General features: G+C 66.9%; 14 protein-coding genes. 8 read left to right on the plus strand and 6 right to left on the minus strand.

Features of this window, described 5'->3' with window-relative positions:
* The first annotated feature begins 25 nt into the window (after nt 1–25).
* Entirely contained in the window at nt 26–796 is a 771-nt protein-coding gene (locus tag NM1_RS24820; RefSeq protein WP_068024395.1) for a DsbA family protein, read from the plus strand.
* Between the two features lie 37 nt (nt 797–833).
* Nucleotides 834–1,391 (plus strand): vitamin K epoxide reductase family protein, encoded by a 558-nt coding sequence (locus NM1_RS24825; protein WP_068024399.1) that lies wholly within the window; start codon nt 834–836, stop codon nt 1,389–1,391.
* Nucleotides 1,392–1,394: 3 nt separating this feature from the next.
* On the opposite strand, the gene NM1_RS24830 is transcribed toward NM1_RS24825, so the two are convergent.
* Both NM1_RS24830 and NM1_RS24835 read right to left on the minus strand, forming a co-directional pair.
* A complete protein-coding gene (locus NM1_RS24830; protein WP_068024401.1) occupies nt 1,395–2,504 on the minus strand; it encodes a S1C family serine protease in 1,110 nt (369 codons plus the stop codon).
* 141 nt (nt 2,505–2,645) lie between these two features.
* A complete protein-coding gene (locus NM1_RS24835; protein ID WP_068024628.1) occupies nt 2,646–3,377 on the minus strand; it encodes a ZIP family metal transporter in 732 nt (243 codons plus the stop codon).
* Nucleotides 3,378–3,500: 123 nt separating this feature from the next.
* Here NM1_RS24835 and NM1_RS24840 point away from each other — a divergent pair, with 123 nt between their 5' ends.
* Entirely contained in the window at nt 3,501–4,553 is a 1,053-nt protein-coding gene (locus NM1_RS24840) for an NAD(P)-dependent alcohol dehydrogenase (protein ID WP_068024404.1), read from the plus strand.
* A 119-nt stretch (nt 4,554–4,672) separates the two neighbouring features.
* On the opposite strand, the gene NM1_RS24845 is transcribed toward NM1_RS24840, so the two are convergent.
* Nucleotides 4,673–5,977 (minus strand): phthiocerol/phthiodiolone dimycocerosyl transferase family protein, encoded by a 1,305-nt coding sequence (locus NM1_RS24845; RefSeq protein ID WP_068024406.1) that lies wholly within the window; start codon nt 5,975–5,977, stop codon nt 4,673–4,675.
* Nucleotides 5,978–6,092: 115 nt separating this feature from the next.
* Here NM1_RS24845 and NM1_RS24850 point away from each other — a divergent pair, with 115 nt between their 5' ends.
* The 5 genes from NM1_RS24850 (at nt 6,093) to NM1_RS24870 (ending at nt 10,458) form a co-directional block, all read left to right on the plus strand.
* A complete protein-coding gene (locus NM1_RS24850; RefSeq protein WP_068024409.1) occupies nt 6,093–6,653 on the plus strand; it encodes a TetR/AcrR family transcriptional regulator in 561 nt (186 codons plus the stop codon).
* A gap of 528 nt (nt 6,654–7,181) precedes the next feature.
* Entirely contained in the window at nt 7,182–7,808 is a 627-nt protein-coding gene (locus NM1_RS24855) for a DUF8020 domain-containing protein (RefSeq protein WP_068024410.1), read from the plus strand.
* Between the two features lie 437 nt (nt 7,809–8,245).
* The gene (locus tag NM1_RS42490; RefSeq protein WP_147288959.1) at nt 8,246–8,746 is read left to right on the plus strand and encodes a hypothetical protein; all 501 of its coding nucleotides are present in this window, start codon (nt 8,246–8,248) and stop codon (nt 8,744–8,746) included.
* A gap of 80 nt (nt 8,747–8,826) precedes the next feature.
* Complete coding sequence (locus tag NM1_RS24865; protein WP_068024415.1) at nt 8,827–9,435, plus strand: DUF8020 domain-containing protein; 609 nt, start codon at nt 8,827–8,829, stop codon at nt 9,433–9,435.
* 183 nt (nt 9,436–9,618) lie between these two features.
* Nucleotides 9,619–10,458, plus strand: a complete 840-nt coding sequence (locus NM1_RS24870; protein WP_068024418.1) for an SAM-dependent methyltransferase — start codon at nt 9,619–9,621, stop codon at nt 10,456–10,458.
* A 118-nt stretch (nt 10,459–10,576) separates the two neighbouring features.
* On the opposite strand, the gene NM1_RS24875 is transcribed toward NM1_RS24870, so the two are convergent.
* The 3 genes from NM1_RS24875 to metE all read right to left on the minus strand — a co-directional run bounded on the left by NM1_RS24875 (nt 10,577) and on the right by metE (nt 14,226).
* Entirely contained in the window at nt 10,577–11,347 is a 771-nt protein-coding gene (locus NM1_RS24875) for an esterase/lipase family protein (RefSeq protein WP_246011178.1), read from the minus strand.
* Between the two features lie 302 nt (nt 11,348–11,649).
* Nucleotides 11,650–11,838 (minus strand): antitoxin, encoded by a 189-nt coding sequence (locus tag NM1_RS24880; protein ID WP_068024420.1) that lies wholly within the window; start codon nt 11,836–11,838, stop codon nt 11,650–11,652.
* 81 nt (nt 11,839–11,919) lie between these two features.
* Nucleotides 11,920–14,226 carry a 5-methyltetrahydropteroyltriglutamate--homocysteine S-methyltransferase gene (gene metE / locus NM1_RS24885; RefSeq protein ID WP_068024423.1) on the minus strand — a complete coding sequence of 769 codons (2,307 nt, stop codon included), beginning with the start codon at nt 14,224–14,226 and terminating at the stop codon, nt 11,920–11,922.
* Nucleotides 14,227–14,293 lie beyond the last annotated feature (67 nt).

Genomic DNA, 14,293 nt, shown 5'->3' on the forward strand with positions numbered 1-14,293 from the left:
GTAGACACAGGAAGGCGACTCGAAGGTGAGCAAGAATCCGCGTGGTAAGAACCCGCTGGCCGGGGTGCAGCGTGCCGATCGGACACGCACCATCGCGATCCAGGTGGGTGTCGGGGCCGTGCTGGTCGCGCTCATCGCCGCCATCGGCATCAGCATCGCGGTCAAGAACAACAAGAAGAACGATCCGGGGCCGACGCCGACGGTGACCGCCCAGGCCGCGCCCGGCGGGGTCGAGGGCTCGATCACCGACAACGGCGCGATCCGGATCGGCAAGCCCGGCGCCAAGGCCACGGTGCGCGTGATCGCCGACCTGCAGTGCCCGGCCTGCCAGATGTTCGAGCAGGCCAACGGCAAGACCATCGAGGACGAGGTCAACGCCGGCACCGCCGTGGTCGAGTACAACATCGTCGCCTTCCTCGACAAGATGTCGGGCGGCACCCGGTACTCCTCGCGCGCCGCGAACGCGGCCTACGCCGTGGCCGACTCGGACCCGACGAAGTTCATGCCGTGGCTGAGCAGCATGTTCCAGGCGCAGCCGCCGGAGAACGGCACCGGCCTGACCGACGACCAGATCATCCAGATCACGCAGGCCGCCGGTATCACCGATCCCTCGGTCGCGGAGACCATCAAGAGCGACAAGTACGACAAGTACGTGCAGAAGGTCACCAAGGACGTGGCGGCCGAGGGCATCCAGTCCACCCCCTCGGTGTTCGTGAACGGCAAGCAGATCAAGAGCTCGCAGGAGCTCATGCAGCCCGACGGCCTGCGCCCGACCATCGAGGCCGCCGCGAAGTAACTCGCGGAGATACGGCACGAGAAGGGAGTAGAGCGGGATGACCACACGTTCCGCGTGGATCCTGCTGATCGGCGGGCTCGCGGGCTGGATCGCCTCGGTCACGCTGACCGTGGAGCGGTTCAAGCTGTTCATGGATCCCGACTACCGGCCCTCGTGCAGCATCAATCCGATCCTGTCCTGCGGGTCGGTGATGGCGACCGACCAGGCGTCGGTGTTCGGATTCCCGAATCCGCTGATCGGGGTGGTCGGCTTCTCGGTGGTGGTCACGCTGGCCGTGCTGGCCATCGCCGGGGTCGGGTTCCCGCGCTGGATCTGGGGTGGGCTGTGGCTGGGCCTGGTGCTCGGCATCGGGTTCATCTGCTGGCTGATCTTCCAGAGCCTGTACCGGATCAACGCGCTGTGCCCGTACTGCATGGTGGTGTGGGCCGCCACCCCGATCCTGCTGGCGGTGGTCACCGATCAGCTGTGGGGTGGCGCGCGGGGCGTGCTGAAGATCGTCGCGGAGTGGCGCTGGACCGTCGTGGTCGTCTTCTACGCGGTGGTCCTGGTGCTGGTGTTCCTGCGCTTCCAGGACTACTGGATGTCGCTGTTCTGACGATCAGTTCGGCGGCCCGACGGCCAGCACGACGGCGACCGTGCGCCGGGAGCCGTCCGGCACGGTCAGCTCGAGCTGCACGGTGTCATCGGGTTTGCGCAGGTTGAGCACGGCCTTCAGGGACTGCACCGAGGTGACCGCCCGGCCGTCGATGCCGGTGATGATTTCCCCCTCGGTGAGCCCGGCCGCATAGGCGGGCATGCCGTAGACCGCGGATTCGATGCGGGCGCCGGCCGGTTTCGCGTCCGAGGTGATGACACCGAGCGTGGCGGTGGGCCCCACGTGCACGGTGTCGCTGGCCAGCCCGGAGCGGATCTGCCGCACCACGCTCATCGCGGTATCGATCGGCACCGCGTAGCCGCTGGCGCGCCCGGACGCCTTGGCCACATCCCCGGAGGCCGCGGTGATCACGCCGACCACCGATCCGTGACTGTCGGCGAGCGCCCCGCCGGACTGCCCGGACGTCACCGGTGCGGCGATCTCGACCATCCCGGTGAGCGCCTTGCGCGAGTAGTCGGCCGCATCCCGCGCGACGATCGATGCGTCCAGGGCCGTCACGGTTCCGGGCGTCGCGGTCGGCGAGCCGGTGCCGCCGGCATTGCCGATGGCCAGCACCTCGTCGCCGACGCGCAGCGCCGCCGAGCTGCCGATGCGGGCGACCGGCAGGCCCGCCGCGCGCGACAGCTCCAGTAGCGCGATATCGGCGTCGGCGTCGTAGCCGAGCACGGTCGCCGGATACTGCCCGCCGGTGCCGATATCGCCGACGGTGATGGATTCGGCGCCCTTCACGACATGATGGCTGGTGAGCACCTGTCCGTCGGCGGTGAGCACGATGCCCGACCCGGCCGCGGTCATGCCGGTGGGACGCACCGAGACGTTGATATTGGCCAGCTCCGGCTCGACCGCGGCGGCGACCGCGGCGGGATCCATGGGCGGCAGCGGCGGCGCGAGCAGCGTCGCGGTGGAGTCGGTGATCCCGAAGACCCAGCGCGGCAACTCCCCCTGGTAGCCCAGGAAGGCGACCACGGCCAGCATCGCCGCGAGCAGAACGGCCACCGTCCGGCCCGTCCGGCCGGTGCGCCTGGGCCCGTCGTCCCACCGTTCGTCGTACATGGCCACTCCCGCCTCGTGCACGCCCGTCGGGGCCGGCGATTGTGTTTCTATATGTAGCAGCACTGCGGGGTCCGGCGCGACGGTTCCCGTAATACCTGTTTACCGGCAGGTCGCTTCTACCTGGTCACGAGACCGATATGGTCAATGATTCAGTGCCGCAACGACGAACATGAACGCGGCGCCCGCGACCGTGCACAGCAGTACCAGGCGCGAAGGCTTCCCGGCGTGCGCCTCGGGCAGGATATCGCCCGTGGCCAGATACAGCAGGAAGCCCGCGAAGTAGCCGAGGTACAGCCCGGCCAGGTTGGACGGTATGTGGATGAGCGTGCCGATCACCGCGCCCACGACCGGAGCCAGCGCGTCGAGCCACAGCAGCAACAGCGCCCGGCGGTGCGCATTGCCGTACAGCGTCGGGATGGTGAAGGCGTTGAAGCCGTCGGCGAAGTCGTGGCAGATCACCGCGATCGCGACCGAGATCCCGAGCGCGGTGCCGGTCTGGAAGCCGACGCCGATGCTCAGGCCGTCGAGCATGCTGTGGAAGATCAGCCCGCAGGCGGCGAGGATGCCGACCGACTGGAAATCGTGTGTGTGACTGCCGAATTCGTTCTCGTGGCCGACATGGATGGCGGTCGCCTGCTCGATGATGTGGACCGTGAAGAACCCGACGACGCCCGCGATCAGCGCGCCGGGCACGCCGGCCACCGTGTACTTCGATTCCTCCAGGGCATCGGGCAGCAGATCGAAGGCGACCACGCCGAGCATGACTCCGGCGGCCAGGCCGAGCACGATGCGCTTGCGGTCGCCGATACGGACCGCCACGAGCCCGCCGACCAGTGTCGAGCAGAAGGAGATCAGCGAAAGCAGAATCGCCACGCCGACCAGCATGTGTCATGCGCTGGCACATTCCGGGCAAATACGACCGGCGAGTTCGGTTCCAGCATGCCTCGGGCAAGACGCCGTTTGCGAAGCGAACTATGCGGGAGTAGGCATGGACGCATGACCACCGCAGCCGCTTACTCCGTCTCGGCCCCCGAGGGCCCGTTCGCGAAGACCACGATCGAGCGCCGCGAACTCGGTCCGCACGACGTACTGATCGACATCAAGTACGCGGGCATCTGCCATTCCGATATCCACACCGCCCGCGACGAATGGCACGGCACCACGTACCCCTGCGTGCCCGGTCACGAGATCGCCGGGCTGGTCGCGGCGGTCGGATCCGCAGTGACCAAGTACCGGGTCGGCGACCGGGTCGGGGTCGGCTGCATGGTCGACTCCTGCGGGAAGTGCGGGCCCTGTCTGGCCGGTGAGGAGCAGTACTGCACCCGGGGCGCCACCATGACCTACAACACGGCCGTGCCCGAGGAGTTCCAGCCCGGCGGGACCACCCTGGGCGGCTACTCCACGCAGGTGGTCGTGACGGAGAACTTCGTGGTGTCCATTCCGGAGGGCATCGGGCTGGACGAGGCCGCGCCGCTGCTGTGTGCGGGCGTCACCCTCTTCTCGCCGCTGCGGCACTGGAACGCCGGGCCCGGCAAACAGGTCGCGATCATCGGCATGGGCGGGCTCGGGCACGTCGGCGTCAAGATCGCCGCGGCGATGGGCGCCGAGGTCACGGTGCTCAGCAGCTCGCTGAGCAAGCAGGAGGACGGCCGCCGGTTCGGCGCGCAGCACTACTACGCCACCCGCGACAAGGAGACCTTCCGCGAACTGCGTGGCAAGTTCGACCTGATCCTCAACACCGTCTCCGCCGATCTCCCGATGGACCGGTACATGAAGCTGCTGAACCTGGACGGCACCCTGGTGATCCTCGGCCTGCCCGACAACCCCCTCCAGGTGCAGCCGTTCACGCTCGCCGGATTCCGCCGCTCGCTGGCCGGATCGATGATCGGCGGCATCCCGCAGACCCAGGAGATGCTCAACTTCTGCGCCGAGCACGGCATCGGCGCCGAGATCGAGGTCATCTCCGCGGACCGCATCGACGAGGCCTACGACCGGGTCGTCGCCAGCGACGTGCGGTATCGGTTCGTCATCGACGCGGCCACCATGTGAGATTTCCCCTCCGGCGCGCGAACAGCCGTGCGCGCCGGAGGGTTCGGTGTCGCGAACCCCATCGCCCGTTGCGTGGGAGGGCCGGGCGGCGGCGCCCGCGACACGACCTGTTGCGCGAATTACCCTGCGCTTCTGGCCAGTTCGCCTTGCGCAAACCCTGCCGCGACACGGTGCAGCGACTCCGACAACGCTCGACGCACCTCGCCCATCTGGGTTCGGCTGTGGTCGGCGGTGTCGTACTCGACCTGCACCGTCAGGCGCCCGTCCAGGGTGAACGCTGTCGCCTTTGGCGGCATGCCCGGATTCATCGCAAAGATGTTGTCGCGCAACAGCTTTACGCCCGGAGGCACCTCGTGTGTGGGCACCCTGCCGATGTTGGACAGGGCGAAGGTGGGCTGCGAGGAAAGCATCGCCGCGGTCTGCTCGTCGCGAATGTGGCGGCCCGCCAGCGCCAAACGAGCGGGGTCGCGGCGTGTCAGTGCGGCGCGCACGTCGGCGTCCACGACCCGGCCCAGCTCGATCGGGTCGTCGGTCGCCGCCACCGACAGCGCCGTGCCCCAGCCCGATGCGCAGTTGAGCATGGTGTCGTCGGTCAGTTGCGGATCCAGTGTCGAGCGCAGGTCGGCCGCGTAGCCGCAGACCATCGGCAGTGATCCGGCGACGTCGAAGCGGCCGCGCACGGCGACCAGCGCGCAGCCGCTCAACAGGCTGTTGACCGTGATCCCGGCCGACCGTGCGGCAGCCACGAAAGCGGCCGTCTCGCTTGCCTCCAACTCGATCCGCTCGGCGGCGAGGAATCCCCGTACGCCCGCGGCACCCCCGACACGCGGCAACTGCGCGGGCGCCTCGGCCATCATGCCGCGCATCCGGTCGAGCAGCTCCTCGACCTCCGAACCCGAAACGGCCGCGGCGAGACGATCATCCACCGCCTGCGGGAGTTCTTCGACCGTGACCACCGGCAGCGGTGTGCCGCGCAGCCGCGCGGTGTAGCGCCGCCACATTTCGTCCAGTAGCGCGAAAGCCGAACGGCCGTCGGCGATTCCGTGATGAACGACCAGCACGATGCGACTCTGCTCCCCATCGCGCAGCAGCACCGCGCGGAACAGGCCCTCGCTCCAGTCCTGCGGTTCGTTGACGAGCCGGACGTACTCGACCTCGTCCCCGTCTGCCACCACCAGCGGCGGCCGATATCCGTCCCGACGGCGCAGCATCGGCACACCGGCGTCGTCGACCGGCAGGCAGGCGAGCAATGGGTGCCGGGCGGCCAGGTCGGCCAGCACCGCGCGCAACGCCTCGGCGTCGACGTCACCCTCGACGACCGATCCGATGTACAGCGGCATGCCGCCGACCGGGACCGAGCCGAACCGGGCGTCGGCCCGGAAGTAGCCGGATTCGAAGGGGGACTGCGGGCGTTGCGTGGTCATCGGGCACCTCTCGGGTTCGTTCTGGAGCACTACCGAGACCATACAAGCGTTTCAAACATTTGTCACAAACCTATGTATGAAACATCCGTTTGCGAGTGCTTGCTACCCTGCTGACGTGGGAACCCGTGACGACCTCCTGACCGCGGCCAAGCAGTGCCTGGCCGAGCGCGGCTACGCCCGGACGACGGTGCGCGATATCGTGGCCGCCTCCGGCAGCAATCTCGCCGCGATCAACTACCACTTCGGCACCCGCGACGCCCTGCTGAGCCAGGCGATGGTCGAGTCCACAACCGACGCGGTCCGGCGCATCCTCGACACCCTCGACGCCGACCAGGAGGGCGAACCGGCGGTGCGCCTGGACAAGTTCCTGCGCAAACTGATCGCCAGCTTCACCGACGACCGCGCCCTGTGGGCCGCCAACATCGAGAGCCTCGCCCAGGCCCAACACCTCGGCGACATCCGCACCGACTTCTCCGCCAAACAGCAGGAGGCCCGACAGTCCTTGGCCCACATGCTGTTACCCACAGCCGACGCGAAGCCCGACGACAACATCGGAGCGATTCTGCTCACCTTGTTGGATGGGTTGCTGGTGCAGTGGCTGCTGGATCCGGAGGCGGCGCCGGGGGCTGAGCGGATTGTCGGGGGGTTGCGGGCCATCGGGCGGGCGATCGGGTAGGCGGGGCGAAATCGGCAGGGCGGCAACGTCACCCATGCGGACGCTGCCACGACGCGCTAGACAGCTCGAACGAACTTGTTCACAACCCATCGAGCAACTAGTGGGCACGCTGCACAAAACCGGCGTATTCGATTGTTTCCACATCCACCAGCCTCAGACAGAGCCGGACAGCCATAGTCCAGCAATCATTACGGTTGCATGAATACGAACCCCCCTCCCCGGCAAGGTATTACACATCCGCTAAGGTCTTGTCCGGTTGGCCATCCGGGTCGACAAGTGGAGGGGTCTACCTGCGTTTCATCGATCAACAGTCAAGCGCCGACGAGCTTTTCGATCGCATGATGCCGACTATTGCTGCGGGGCAGCGCTAGACGCGACTCCACTGCACGCACGGCGTGGCGATAAACGCTCGAGTTGCCGCAGCCGATGACGTCAGATATGAATGTGTCCGTTCGAATCACACGTTGACGTTCGATTCAAACTTGGGGGAATCCTTGGGGAATCGGGGGTCAGGAGGGGAAATCAAGAATGAAGTTCGGAAAGATCACTGCTACGGTTTTCATGGCGATCGCTGCTACGGGGATCACAGCGGCAACGGCTCACGGTGAGTCGACGGTAGTCAATGAGCAGCCGGCGGCAGTGACGGCGGGGAACGCAACTTCCGGTGTGGACCACGGGATCAATTACCACACAACTGTTTCCCCGACAAATATGGCCATCACCACGACCATCGAAAATGGCAAGTTCGAGCCCGCACAGAACGGGGCCGCAGTACTCGAGTCCAACGATGGCGCAGCGGTGACCGAAGTACCGCAGACGTATGAAATCGCCGGACGCTCGATCGCGATTGCTCAGCAAATCGGGGCGGACGGTCGCACCCTGACACTGACACCCCAGATGACCCCTGAAGACATCAGCGAGCTGAAGAACGTCAGCTCGTTCGACAACCTGATGGCGCAGGTCCAAAAGAACCTGGCCGGTGTCATCATTGGTGGTTGCCTGGGCGGTTTCCTCGGCGGCCTCCTCGGCTTCGGCATTTTCAGCCTGATCACGGGGCCCCTCGGCTTGGTCCTCGGTGCCGTTGCCGGCGGATACGCCATGGGCGGCCAGGAATTCCTGGACGCCGTGACCGCGGTCGCCACCGGCCAGCCGTGATCGCAGGTTCATGAAGCGTGTGTGCGCAGGTTCTCTTGCGCCTGCGCACACACCTGGCCGATCACCGTTCCGGCGGGCACGATCGACGGTGCTATCAACGATCGACGGACCTTCACGTAGCGAGATACCGTGGAGCGCAGTATGATCCAGCCAGCTCCGATAAGAGCCGGACAAGTTACATCCGGGGGGAACGCGTGGCAAAGCACCGCAAACAGACGAGAACCCAAAGAGCCGCCTTGCGGGCAGCAGTCAGTATGGTTCCGGCAACCGCAATCATCACCAGTAGCGCAATTGCGCACGCTGCACCGCAATTCATTGCCCCACAACCGGGCGTCACCACACCGAATCAACCAACTCCGGGGCCCCAACAGGGACCTGGCGCAGTACAACCCGGTGTCACCACGCCGCCTGCGCCACCCGAAAAGACACCGCCCCCGATGGCCTATGTATCCCCGGAAGACGATCGGCGCGGGGTAGCTCCGGAAACGGATTACGCGCCGTCTCGCTCTGTGCCGCAACGTGATTACGTTGCGCCGCTGCAGCCCGAGGAATTGCATGCGCCGGAGCCCGAGCCACCGGTGGCACCGATCGTTCCGCCTTCGGACACTCTGCGGTTCGGTGAAACCGTCATGCCTGCACCGGACTTCCTCGGCCAGGACCAAGTGGATCAGCTCAATATGACTGTGGCCAAACCCGAGGCTGATATATCGCAGTACTTCCGGTCCGTCGGAGTTGCGCCGAGCAGGGCTGACCGCATGGCGTCGACGGCGCTGGCCGGTGCCGTTCAGGGCGCCGTTGTCGGATGTGTACTCGGTTCCGCCGCAAGCGCTGTTTTCGTATTCACACTTCCCTTCTTGCCGCTGGCATGCGTCGGCTGGGGCGCAGGCGGTGCCGTACTCGGCGGCGCCATCGGCGCGGAAAGCGGCGTCAGGCGATGATCGCTGCGTGACAACATAATTGGGCCGCCGGTGGTCCGATTCGATTCGCAGCTACCGACTTCCGGGAAGGAACTCAGAGGATGGCATTCGGAAGGATCACCGCGACTGTGGTCATGGCGATCACCACGGTGGGGATCACCGCGGCTACCGCACATGGCCAGACGGCGGTGGCGACCGAGCAGTCGACGGGCAATGCGACCTCCGGTGTGGATCGCGGAGTCGATTACCGCATCTCGGTGTCCCCAGCAGCAAAGACCATTACCGCCACCATCGACGAGGGCAGGTTCGAGGTCCAGCCCGATGGCGCCTCGGTGACTCTCGAGTCCGAGGACGGAACAGCTGTCACGAACATACCGTTGCGGTACGAAAGCACCGGGCGTTCGTTCTCTGTGTCTCAGCAGACCGCTGTCGACGGGCGCACGCTTACTCTGACACCGGAACCGGCCGGAGATATAGCTCTACTTCAGGACATCGGCTCCTACGACCGACTCATGGAGCAAATCTACAAGAATCAGCCAGGCGTGGTCGGCGGCGCCATCGTCGGCGCCCTCATCGGATTTCTCTTGCTGCCACTGATGCTCGTCACCGTTCCGGCCGGAGCACTCATCGGTGCGATCGCCGGCGGTTATGCGATGGGTGGTCAGGAGTTCTTGGACGCCGTGCAGGCGTTTGCCACCGGCCAGCAGTAGCCGAGGTGTTTCCTCGCGCCACCCTGGCGAGTCCACGAGCTCCCGCATTCCGCGTCGAAATGGCCGTGCCGCCCGGTGGCGTGGGAATACCCTGGTCCTGACGCAGGAGCTGGGCGCCGCGGGGCGGCCTCGGCTCAGCGCGGCAGCACGTGTCGCGCGAGCACTGCGGAGAGGCAGCACGGGATGTCGGAGAGCAGTGATCGGGGTGGCCGACCGGCGACCAAGATTGACACCAGCGTCGCGCACGAGGCGCGGGTCTACGACTACTGGCTGGGCGGGCGGGACAACTACCCCGCCGACCGTGCTCTCGGCGATGTGATCGCCACCCACATCCCCGCCATTCGCAGCATGGCGCGCGCCAATCGCGCTTTTCTCGCTCGCGCGGTGCGGTATGCGATCACCGAGGCGGGGATCAATCAGTTCCTCGATGTCGGTACGGGGATTCCGACTGCGGGCAACACCCATGAGGTGGCGCAGCAGCACGATCCCACGGCGCGCGTCGTCTACGTGGACAACGATCCGATCGTGTTGGCCCATGCCCGCGCGCTGATGCGGAGCATGCCGGAGGGTATGACCTCGTTCATCCATGCCGATCTGCACGAACCCGAGTCGATCCTGGCTGATCCGGCGCTCGCGTCCACGCTGGATCTCGACCGCCCCGTCGCCCTGATGCTGGTCGCGGTGATGATGTACTTCCGCGACGAGGACAATCCGCACGGCATCGTCAAGCAGCTGCTGGACGCGCTGCCCTCCGGCAGTTGCCTCGTAATCACCCACCCCACTGCGGATTTCGATCCCAAGGCCACGGCGCGGGTGGTGAGCTCCTCCGAGCAGGCCGGTATTCCGTTCCGCCCGCGCAGCCGCACCGAGACCGAAAGCCTGTTCACCGGAACGGAAATCGTGGACCCCGGCGTCATTCCCGTCCTGGGCTGGCGCCCCGATCTGGCCGACACTCCCCCGGCGAACGATGACACCGACATCGAATCGGCCTGGTACTGGGCAGGCGTAGGCCACAAGCCCTGACGCCCTCCCTTCGACGGGACGCCAACCGCACGTTCCTGCACTCCGCACTCGCTCACGCACCCCGTGCAAGCGCTGTAAGGGGTGCGGGGAACACGCCAGGGGTGCGGGGAACTCGGCGTCAGGACGGGCAGCGCGAAGCGGTGTGGGCGGGGTCGAGGGCGCGCTGGACGATGTGGATCACGGTGGGCGAGGTAGGTAGCTTGGCGTGGCCGAAAGTGTCTCCCGCACAGACGTTCTGGACCCAGACGTTGTCCACGGCCGAACCCGGACCGGCCCGCAGGAACGTCGTCTCCGGCGGTGTGGTGATCTCGTCCACCCGGCTGGCGATGACGGTGTAGTGCACGCCGGGCTCGGTGTCGCCGCCCGCATTGAGCGCGCGGAGGAATTCGCTGCCCACGACCTGCTGGGCGGCGGCCGGGCCCAGGACCCGGGCTACCGCGACCTCCCCCGGACCGGCCGCGCTACCCGTGGGCAGCAGATACCCCAGATTGCTGAGGGTGGTGCCGTGATTGGTGGCCCCGACGGTGATCAGCCGTCGCACCGTATTGCGCTCGGGGGCAGTGGGATCGGCCCCACCGTCGAAGCGCATGTACTGGCGCGCCACCAGACCGCCCTGCGAATGAGCGACGATGTCCACCTGCCCCGCACCGGTCGCCTCGCGGACCCGATCCAGGAATCCGGCCAGCTCGCGGGCCGAGGCGCGGATATCACCGGTCCCGTACACACCCGGCTGCGCACCGTACATGCTCGAGGTATCGCGCCCGAAGTTCAGCGCGAAGACACAGTGCCCCGTCGCTTTCAGCTTCGGCGCCAGCACATCCCAGCTGTTCTGATTGCCCCAGGTGCCGTGCACGAGCACCACGGGAACGGGGCGCGCCGCCGACGGCAAGCATTGCCAATCATTCGCTCCAGGCGGAGCAACGCTGCCGTCACGCCCGTGCACAAAGTCCGCCACCGGATCCGCGCCCGCTCCGGCAAACGTCCACACCGTGCACAAACCTAATACGGAAAGCAGCACGGCCAGCGAACGCATCACCCATCCCTTCCACACCGAAGAGCAGTAACGGATCGATTGCCGATCGTAGGACGGTGTGGCCGGGAAGCCGCGTATGCGCGCGCCGAAACGCCGAACGGGTACCAAAACGACGGCGGCCCGGGTGCCTGTGCACCCGGGCCGCCGCTACGGTCGGTCTAGTACTTGCGGCGCTGGTCGCGCAGGGCCTTCTTGGCGGTCTGCTGCGCCTTGTCCACCTGCCTGGCGTACTTGCCCTTGGTCTGCTTGTCGACGGCGTCGCCAACCTTGTTGATCACCGGGTCGAGCTTGTCGGCGTGTTTACCGGCCATAGCGGCCGCCTTCTTCAAATTGTTGAACATTCCCATGACCGCACTCCTGTCGCGAAACTGGTCTCACCAGGCTAGCCGCCCCGGGCAAACGACCGGCTGGATCGGCCGGGCGGCCGGCTACCCGGCGCCCTGCTCGGCCCGTCGGCGCACCCGGCGGGCGGCCGCGACCATATTGCGCAGCGACGGCTCCAGCTGCCAGCCGTGCCGGGTCTTCAAGCCGCCGTCGGGATTCGCCCACAGCCGCTCCGGGGTGACCGCCTCGGCGGCCGCGGTGAGCAGGCCGTCGATCTCGTCGATATCCGGGATGCGCGCCGAACGGCTTTCGTACACACCGGGTCCCACGCCGTGCGACAGGCCGTTGCCCTCCTCGGCGTCCTCCTTCAGCGCCTTGAGCACCCATTCCAGGGAGCGGGTGGCGACGATGGCGGTGACGTCGGCATCGAGCTCTTCGATCGCCCGCACGATCTCCGCCCGACCGGAATAGGCGATATGCGTGTGGATCTGGGTCTCCGGCTTGACCCCGGAGGTGGCCAGCCGGAACGCGTTCACGGCCCAGCGCAGGTATTCGGTGCGGCCGTCGGGACGCAGCGGCAGCAGTTCGCGGACGGCCGGCTCGTCGACCTGGATGATCGAGACCCCGGCCTTCTCCAGATCCACCACCTCGTCCCGGATGGCCAGCGCCACCTGGTCCGCGGTCTCGTACAGCGGCTGATCCTGCCGCACGAACGACCGCGCCACCATCGTGACCGGGCCCGTCACAATGCCTTTCACGGGTTTGTCGGTCAGCGACTGGGCGTAGGTGGTCCACTCCACCGACATCGGCTTCGGACGCGAGACGTCGCCGTAGAGGATCGGCGGGCGCACGCACCGCGACCCGTACACCTGCACCCAGCCGAAGTGCGTGGTGGCGAAGCCGTCCAGCAGTTCGGCGAAGTACTGGATCATGTCGTTGCGCTCGTGCTCGCCGTGCACCAGCACGTCCAGGCCGATATCCTCCTGCAAACGGATCGTCGACTCGATCTCGGCCTCGATCCGCTTGCGGTACTCGTCGTAGGACAACCGGCCCTCGCCGAGTTCGTAGCGGGCCTGGCGGACGGCGGCGGTCTGCGGGAACGAGCCCAGCGTGGTCGCGGGCACCACCGGGAGATTCAGCTTGGCGCGCTGGGCTTCTCGGCGCACCGCGTACGGCTCGCGCTCGCGCATCTGCGGCGTCAGCGCGTAAACCCGTTGCCGCACAGCGTGCTTCTGCTTGAAGTGCACCTCGCCCGGCCGCTTGCGCCACTTGTCCGACGGACCCTCCGTCAGCGCCTTCGCCAGCGAAACCACCTCGAGCACCTTCTGTTTCGCGAAGGCGAGGCGGTCGGCGACATTGCCGTCGATGTCGTATTCGACGAGCACGTCGTAGGGCACATGCAGCAGCGTCGTCCCGGTGGACACCACCAGATCGGGGCACACCTTGGCGAGTTCGTTGAGGTACTGCAGGGTGACGTAGCGGTCGGCGCGCCACACATTGGTGCCGCCGATCACGCCCGCGTACAGCCGCTTACGCCGGATCCCCGGGATCTGCGCCAGATCCTCCGGGCGCACCCGGAAGCTGGCCAGGTCGAGACCGATGGCCTCCACGGCGGTTCCGGCCAGGATCCGCACGGCCTCACCGAAATCACCGTACTGGCCGGTGACCAGGATGCGCGGCCGCAGCGGCGCGGTCGAAAGCCGCTGGTAGGCCTGCTCGAATGCCGCCAACTCCGCGGGCGTGCGCTCGCTGGTGAAGCAGGGCTCGTCCAGCTGCACGCACGTCGAACCGCGCTTGGCGAGCAGCTCGAACAGCTCCTCGTACACCGGCAGCAGCCGGTCCAGCAGGGTCAGCGTGTCGAATTCGGATTCGCCGGGGACCTGCCCGGCCTTCGAGAGCAGCAGCAGCGACAGGGGGCCGAGCACCACCGGCCGCTGCTCGATACCGGCCGCCTTGGCCCGGTCCCACTCGTCGAGCAGGGCCTCGGGATGCAGGGAGAACTCGGTGTCGGCGTCGAGCTCGGGCTGGCGGTAGTGGTAGTTGGTGCCGAACAGGCGCACCAGCTCCAGCGGCGGCAGGTCCGGGCGGCCGCGCGCCATCAGGAAGTAGAAGTCCAACGGGTGCAGGCCTTCTCGATACGGCTCGAACCGCTTGGGCACCGCGCCGAACAGCAGCGCATTGTCCAGGATGTGGTCGTAGAAGGAGAAGGTGTTGCCCGGCACCTGGGTGAGCCCCGCCGCGTGCAGTTCGGCGAACTGGGTCTCCTGGATCTCGCGGCCTACCGCTTCGAGTTCCTCCCGCGGCAGCGAACCACGCCAGTACGACTCCAGCGCACGCTTGAGTTCCCGATGCGGTCCGATCCTCGGATAGCCGAGAATGCTCGATCCGAATCCGTCGGTGACGTTGACCATGAGCGGGACACTCCTTCCGAGCCGCGGGTCCAGCCCGACCCTTTTCGCAGCTTATGCCCGGTGCCTT

This window comes from Nocardia mexicana NBRC 108244 (assembly GCF_001613165.1).
Classification (GTDB): domain Bacteria; phylum Actinomycetota; class Actinomycetes; order Mycobacteriales; family Mycobacteriaceae; genus Nocardia; species Nocardia mexicana.

Excerpts from the sequence above, each read along its gene's own strand:
- NM1_RS24825 (WP_068024399.1), top strand. The coding sequence starts at position 834 with ATGACCACACGTTCCGCGTGGATCCTGCTGATCGGCGGGCTCGCGGGC.
- NM1_RS24830 (WP_068024401.1), bottom strand. The coding sequence starts at position 2,504 with ATGTACGACGAACGGTGGGACGACGGGCCCAGGCGCACCGGCCGGACG.
- NM1_RS24840 (WP_068024404.1), top strand. The coding sequence starts at position 3,501 with ATGACCACCGCAGCCGCTTACTCCGTCTCGGCCCCCGAGGGCCCGTTC.
- NM1_RS24845 (WP_068024406.1), bottom strand. The coding sequence starts at position 5,977 with ATGACCACGCAACGCCCGCAGTCCCCCTTCGAATCCGGCTACTTCCGG.
- NM1_RS24855 (WP_068024410.1), top strand. The coding sequence starts at position 7,182 with ATGAAGTTCGGAAAGATCACTGCTACGGTTTTCATGGCGATCGCTGCT.
- NM1_RS42490 (WP_147288959.1), top strand. The coding sequence starts at position 8,246 with ATGGCCTATGTATCCCCGGAAGACGATCGGCGCGGGGTAGCTCCGGAA.
- NM1_RS24865 (WP_068024415.1), top strand. The coding sequence starts at position 8,827 with ATGGCATTCGGAAGGATCACCGCGACTGTGGTCATGGCGATCACCACG.
- NM1_RS24870 (WP_068024418.1), top strand. The coding sequence starts at position 9,619 with ATGTCGGAGAGCAGTGATCGGGGTGGCCGACCGGCGACCAAGATTGAC.
- NM1_RS24880 (WP_068024420.1), bottom strand. The coding sequence starts at position 11,838 with ATGGGAATGTTCAACAATTTGAAGAAGGCGGCCGCTATGGCCGGTAAA.
- metE (WP_068024423.1), bottom strand. The coding sequence starts at position 14,226 with ATGGTCAACGTCACCGACGGATTCGGATCGAGCATTCTCGGCTATCCG.